Source organism: Pseudomonas edaphica, from assembly GCF_005863185.1.
Taxonomy (GTDB): Bacteria; Pseudomonadota; Gammaproteobacteria; order Pseudomonadales; family Pseudomonadaceae; genus Aquipseudomonas; species Aquipseudomonas edaphica.
Window position 1 is genome coordinate 1 of record NZ_VBVZ01000382.1, and the last position, 6,110, is coordinate 6,110.

At 61.8% G+C, this 6,110-nt stretch carries 4 protein-coding genes; 3 read left to right on the plus strand and 1 reads right to left on the minus strand.

Features of this window, described 5'->3' with window-relative positions:
- From aceF to msrA, 3 genes are all read left to right on the plus strand, one after another.
- The coding region (gene aceF / locus FEM54_RS22095; RefSeq protein WP_138453025.1) for a dihydrolipoyllysine-residue acetyltransferase at positions 1-1,305 on the plus strand (1,305 nt) is incomplete at its 5' end.
- Positions 1,306-1,611: 306 nt separating this feature from the next.
- Positions 1,612-4,305 (plus strand): putative bifunctional diguanylate cyclase/phosphodiesterase, encoded by a 2,694-nt coding sequence (locus FEM54_RS22100; protein WP_017138521.1) that lies wholly within the window; start codon positions 1,612-1,614, stop codon positions 4,303-4,305.
- A 72-nt stretch (positions 4,306-4,377) separates the two neighbouring features.
- Complete coding sequence (gene msrA, locus FEM54_RS22105) at positions 4,378-5,025, plus strand: peptide-methionine (S)-S-oxide reductase MsrA (protein WP_138453027.1); 648 nt, start codon at positions 4,378-4,380, stop codon at positions 5,023-5,025.
- 96 nt (positions 5,026-5,121) lie between these two features.
- On the opposite strand, the gene FEM54_RS22110 is transcribed toward msrA, so the two are convergent.
- Entirely contained in the window at positions 5,122-5,958 is an 837-nt protein-coding gene (locus tag FEM54_RS22110; protein ID WP_017138523.1) for a 23S rRNA (adenine(2030)-N(6))-methyltransferase RlmJ, read from the minus strand.
- Positions 5,959-6,110: the final 152 nt, after the last annotated feature.

The following is a 6,110-nucleotide window of genomic DNA, read 5'->3' on the forward strand; positions in this document are numbered from 1 at the left end:
GTCCAGGACATTCATGTTCCGGACATCGGCTCGTCGGGCAAGGCCAAGATCATCGAGCTGCTGGTCAAGGTCGGCGACACCGTCGAAGCCGACCAGTCACTGATCACCCTGGAGTCCGACAAGGCCTCCATGGAAATCCCATCGCCGGCTGCCGGCGTAGTGGAAAGCATCGCGGTCAAGCTGGAAGACGAAGTCGGCACTGGCGACTTCATCCTCAAGCTCAAAGTACAAGGCGCTGCACCTGCTGCTGCTGCGCCAGCACCGGCTGCTGCTCCGGCTGCCAAGGCTGAAGCTGCTCCGGCGGCTGCCGCTCCTGCACCTGCTGCAAAAGCCGAGGCCGCACCGGCTCCGGCTCCGGCGGCTGCGTCTGCACCCGCGCCAAGCGGTGCCAAGGTTCACGCCGGCCCTGCCGTGCGTCAGCTGGCCCGTGAGTTCGGCGTTGAGCTGAACGCTGTGTCGGCCACCGGCCCACATGGTCGCGTGCTGAAGGAAGACGTGCAGGTTTACGTCAAAGCCATGATGCAGAAGGCCAAGGAAGCTCCGGCTGCCGGCGCTGCGACTGGCGGCGCTGGTATTCCACCGATCCCGGTCGTGGACTTCAGCCGCTTCGGCGAAACCGAAGAAGTGCCGATGACCCGCCTGATGCAAATCGGCGCGTCGAGCCTGCACCGCAGCTGGCTGAACATCCCGCACGTGACTCAGTTCGACCAGGCCGATATCACCGACCTGGAAGCGTTCCGCGTTGCGCAGAAAGCCGTGGCCGAAAAAGCCGGTGTGAAACTGACCGTGCTGCCACTGTTGCTCAAGGCGTGCGCGCACCTGCTCAAGGAGCTGCCGGACTTCAACAGTTCGCTGGCACCAAGCGGCAAGGCGATCATTCGCAAGAAGTACGTGAACGTAGGTTTCGCCGTGGATACCCCGGACGGCCTGCTGGTTCCTGTGATCAAGAACGTTGATCAGAAGAGCCTGCTGCAACTCGCCGCTGAAGCTGCTGCGCTGGCTGCCAAGGCCCGCGACAAGAAGCTCACCGCCGACGACATGCAAGGCGCTTGCTTCACGATTTCCAGCCTCGGTCACATTGGCGGTACTGGCTTCACGCCAATCGTCAACGCGCCGGAAGTGGCGATCCTGGGTGTGTCCAAGGCCACTATCCAGCCTGTGTGGGACGGTAAAGCGTTCCAGCCGAAGCTGATGCTGCCGCTGTCGTTGTCCTACGATCACCGTGTGATCAACGGCGCTGCTGCTGCCCGCTTCACGCAGCGTCTGAGCCAACTGCTCAACGACATCCGCACCATCTTGCTATAAGCCTCAAACGGGCCTCCCTGTCACCGGGGAGGCCTGGCACTACCGATTTCCGAGCGCCACGCTCGTACCTCAACCCCGCCACTTGGCGGGGCTTTTTTTGGGTGTCTGTTGAACACGCAAAACAGGTTTGTACACCTTCCATCACCCCGATTGCAGAAATCCCCCACGCGGCCGATAACAGGGTTATAGCACTTAGCCTTCATCCTCTCTTGTCAGTGCGTGCTGCATGATGCAACCTTGCCGCAGGTGACAGTAAAGAGGGCGTGAGCCCGGCGCCGTGCGCATCTTCCCAAGCGAGTTTCCCCCATGAAAAGCCAACCCGATGTCGCCCGTATGGCGGCCGAGGTAGTGACGCAATTACCGGTGCCTTCGCGCCTCGGTATGCTGCGTTTCGAGCGGCTTAATGAGGCAAGCTGGGCGCTGCTGTACCTGGACCCCAATTGCGAGCGCCAATTCGGCCTGCCGGCGGTGGAACTGTGCGCCTTGATCGGCACCCCCTACGCCAGCCTGATGGAACCCCAGGCGCGCTATCAACTGCACGACACCATCCAGCAGCAGTTGGCCCATAGCCCGCATTACCTGGTGCGCTACACCCTGCACACCAACGATGGGCCTTTGAGCCTGCTGGAGATGGGCGAGGCGTATAAACAACACAATCGCCACCTGTTGCGCGGCTACCTGATGGTGGTCGACGGCCTGTTCAGCGAAATCCCCACCGCCGCCCCGACCGCCGACCTGGAAAACCAGAACAGCCGCCTGCAGATCGCCCTGGAACTCAACCAGCGTGCCCAGCAGGAACAGCTGCAGCACCTTGAACGGGTACGCGCCCAACAGGAGCTGATCCTGCTGCTGGCGCGCCAGCGCTACACCACGCCGAATTCGCTGCAAGAAGCCGCCGAGCTGATCACCCGCAGTGCCTGCGATATCTACCAGATCGACTGCGCCAGCATCTGGAACCTCGAAGGCCAGCGCCTGGTGCCGATCTCGGCCTACCACCGCGAAGACCAGCAGCACCACTTGCCCGAAGCGATTGACGCCAGCAACTTCCCGGATTACCTGGAAGCCCTGCATTCGAGCCGTGCCATCGACGCCACCCACGCGATGCGTGACCCGCGCACCCGGGAAATGGCCGAGAGCCTGCGCGCCAAGGACGTCCACGCCATGCTCGACGCCAGCATCCGCGTAGATGGTCAGGTCGTCGGTGTGTTGTGCCTGGAGCAAAGTGGCAGCTCGCGTGCCTGGCAGTCGGATGAGATCGCCTTTGCCGGCGAGCTGGCGGACCAGTTCGCGCAAGTGATCAATAACCACAACCGCCGCACCGCCACCAGCGCCTTGCACCTGTTCCAGCGCGCGGTGGAACAAAGCGCCAACGCCTTTCTGCTGGTCAATTGCGACGGCGTGGTGGAGTACGTCAACCCAAGCTTTACCGCGATCACCCAGTACAGTGCCGAAGAAGTCCACGGCCACCGCCTGGCACAGTTGCCGGCCCTGGAAAACCTCAGCGAACTGCTGTTCGACGCGCCGTCGAGCCTGGCCAAGAGCAACAGCTGGCAGGGTGAATTCAAGAGCCGGCGCAAAAACCTGGAACCCTATTGGGGCCAGCTGTCGATCTCCAAGGTGTATGGCGACAACCGTGAGTTGACCCACTACATCGGCATCTACGAAGACATCACCCAGACCAAGCTCGCGCAGCAGCGTATCGAACGCCTGGCCTACACCGATAACCTGACCAACCTGGGCAACCGCCCGGCGTTTATTCGCAACCTTGATGAACGCTTCGCCCGCGACAGCGACAGCCCGATCAGCCTGCTGCTGGTGGACATCGACAACTTCAAGCGCATCAACGACAGCCTCGGTCACCAGACCGGTGACAAACTGCTGATCAGCCTGGCCCGGCGCCTGCGCAACAGCCTGAGTGCCGGTGGCAGCCTGGCGCGTTTTGCCAGTAACGAGTTTGCGGTGTTGCTGGACGATACCGACCTTGAGACCGGCCAACAGGTGGCCAGCCAATTGCTGACCACCCTCGACAAGCCGATGTTTGTCGACAACCAGTTGATCAGCGTCACCGGCTCCGTGGGCCTGGCCTGTGCACCGCTGCACGGCCGCGACCCACAGACCCTGATGCGTAACGCCGGTTTGGCCCTGCACAAGGCCAAGGCCAACGGCAAACATCAGGTGCAGGTCTTCACCGAGGCCCTGAACGCCGAGGCCAGTTACAAGCTGTTCGTGGAAAACAACCTGCGCCGCGCCCTGACCCAAAACGAGCTGGACGTGTTCTACCAGCCCAAACTGTGCCTGCGCAGCGGCCGCTTGCTGGGCATGGAAGCGCTGCTGCGCTGGAATCACCCGGAAAAGGGCATGATCCGCCCGGACCAGTTCATCAGCGTGGCCGAAGAAACCGGGTTGATCATCCCCATCGGCAAATGGATCGCGCGCCAGGCCTGCCGCATGAGCAAGCAGTTGAGCGCAGGCGGCATGGGCAATCTGCAGGTGGCGATCAACCTGTCGCCCAAGCAGTTCTCCGACCCGGACCTGGTGGCGTCGATCGCCACCATCCTCAAGGAAGAACAACTGCCGGCCAACCTGCTGGAGCTGGAGTTGACCGAAGGCTTGCTGCTCGAAGCCACCGAAGACACGCGCCTTCAACTCGACCAGCTCAAGAGCTTCGGCCTGACCCTGGCCATGGACGACTTCGGCACCGGCTACTCGTCGCTGAGCTACCTGAAAAAATTCCCCATCGACATCATCAAGATCGATCGCAGCTTTATCCACGAAATCCCGGACAACCAGGACGACATGGAGATCACCTCGGCGGTCATCGCCATGGCCCATAACCTCAAGCTCAAGGTAGTGGCCGAGGGCATCGAGACGGCCGAACAGCTGGCGTTCCTGCGCCGCCATCGCTGCGATGTGGGCCAGGGCTACCTGTTCGACCGGCCGATCCCCGGCGCAGAGCTGTTGGAAAAGCTTAAACGCTATCCGCGCGGGCCAATCGCCTGACAGCGCTGTAACACTCGGGCACACTGGCTGTCTGTCTTAATACATAACTCAATCTGACTGAGAGGACTGATCATGGTCTTGCGCTCGGAAATTCTGGTGAACAAAAACGTGCTGCCGACTCAAGAACAAGCTTTGCCTGGCCGTGAAACGCCGATGAACCTGCCCGAAACCCACTTCGTCAACGGCAACCCGCTGCTTGGCCCCTTTGTCGACAACGTAGAGTTTGCGATCTTCGGCCTCGGTTGCTTCTGGGGTGCCGAACGGCGGTTCTGGCAGCGCGACGGCGTGGTCAGCACCGTGGTCGGTTACGCCGGTGGCTACACGCCGAACCCGACCTACGAAGAAGTCTGCTCGGGCCTGACCGGCCACAGCGAGGTGGTACTGGTTGTGTTTGACCAGGACAAGATCAGCTATGAAGAACTGCTGAAAATGTTCTGGGAGTTGCACAACCCCACCCAGGGCATGCGCCAGGGCAACGACATCGGCACCCAATACCGCTCGGTGATCTACGCGGTGAAACCTGAGCATCTGGAAGCGGCCAAGGCCAGCGCCGATGCCTATCAGGCTGAATTGAACAAGGCGGGCCTGGGTGTGATCACGACTGAAATCGAAGAAGCCCCGACGGTGTATTTCGCCGAGGCGTACCACCAGCAGTACCTGGCGAAGAATCCGCAAGGCTATTGCGGCATCGGCGGTACCGGCGTGACCTGCCCTATCTGACGCCAAAAGCATCGCGGGCAAGCCCGCTCCCACCTTGGAATGCATTCCAAATGTGGGAGCGGGCTTGCCCGCGATAGCGTTCCGACAGGCGACTCATTACTCAGCGATGAGCCAATCCATCTGCCACCCACCCTGGGTTTGGCCAAGTTTCTTGGACAGCCACGGCAGCAGCTCACGCAGTTCCTCCTCCAGCCCCCACGGCGGGTTGGCAATCGCCAGGCCCGAGCCGGTCAGGGTGTTGGGCGTGTCCAACGGATGCACCAGCAATTCCACACGCAGCAGCTTCGGTGCGCCGGTGCCGGCCAGGTCCTGATAGAAACGCCGCAGCATGCGCTGGTCCTTCACCGGGTACCAGATTGCCGCGACGGTCTGGCGCATGCGGCTGACCGCTTCCTTGAGGGACGCTGCGCAGCGCTGCATCTCATCAAGCTGTTCAAACGGCGGATCAATCAGCATCAACGCGCGTTTTTCCGGCACTGGCAGCAAAGCACGTGGCACATGCCAGCCTTCGCCCAAGTGCACTTTGACCCGGCGATCGCCCTTCATGTTGTCCTTGAGCAGCACGCCGTCTTCCGGGTGCTTCTCATTGAGCAATACACGGTCCTGGGGCCGCGTGAGGCGGCGCGCCAGCTCCGGCGAGCCTGGGTAGTAGCGCAGTTGGCCGTCCGGGTTCATCTCGTGCAGCACACGCATGTAGTCGGCGGTGAGTGGTGGCAGGTCGCTTTCGCCCCACAGGCGCGCAATGCCTTCCAGGTATTCGCCGGTGCGGTTGGCCTGGTCGCCCTGCAAGTCGTACAGGCCAATCCCGGCGTGGGTGTCGAGGTAGGCGAACGGCTGCTCCTTGCGCGACATCAGGGCGATGAGGCGGGTCAAGGTCAGGTGTTTGAAGACATCGGCGTGGTTGCCGGCGTGAAAGGCGTGACGATAATTCATGGTTGCTCCTGCGCAGGGGGCGAAGTTTACCTTCTACGGCGGCAAAGGTGCAGGGCTGCGTGTCGGGCGGTGCTTATGTCGCAAAGGCAGGCGCACTGCCGAAAACAATCTATGGCTGCTGTGGGAGCTGGCTTGCCTGCGATGCCAGCACC

Coding starts and splice junctions, on each gene's coding strand:
- FEM54_RS22100 (WP_017138521.1), top strand. CDS start 1,612: ATGAAAAGCCAACCCGATGTCGCCCGTATGGCGGCCGAGGTAGTGACG.
- msrA (WP_138453027.1), top strand. CDS start 4,378: ATGGTCTTGCGCTCGGAAATTCTGGTGAACAAAAACGTGCTGCCGACT.
- FEM54_RS22110 (WP_017138523.1), bottom strand. CDS start 5,958: ATGAATTATCGTCACGCCTTTCACGCCGGCAACCACGCCGATGTCTTC.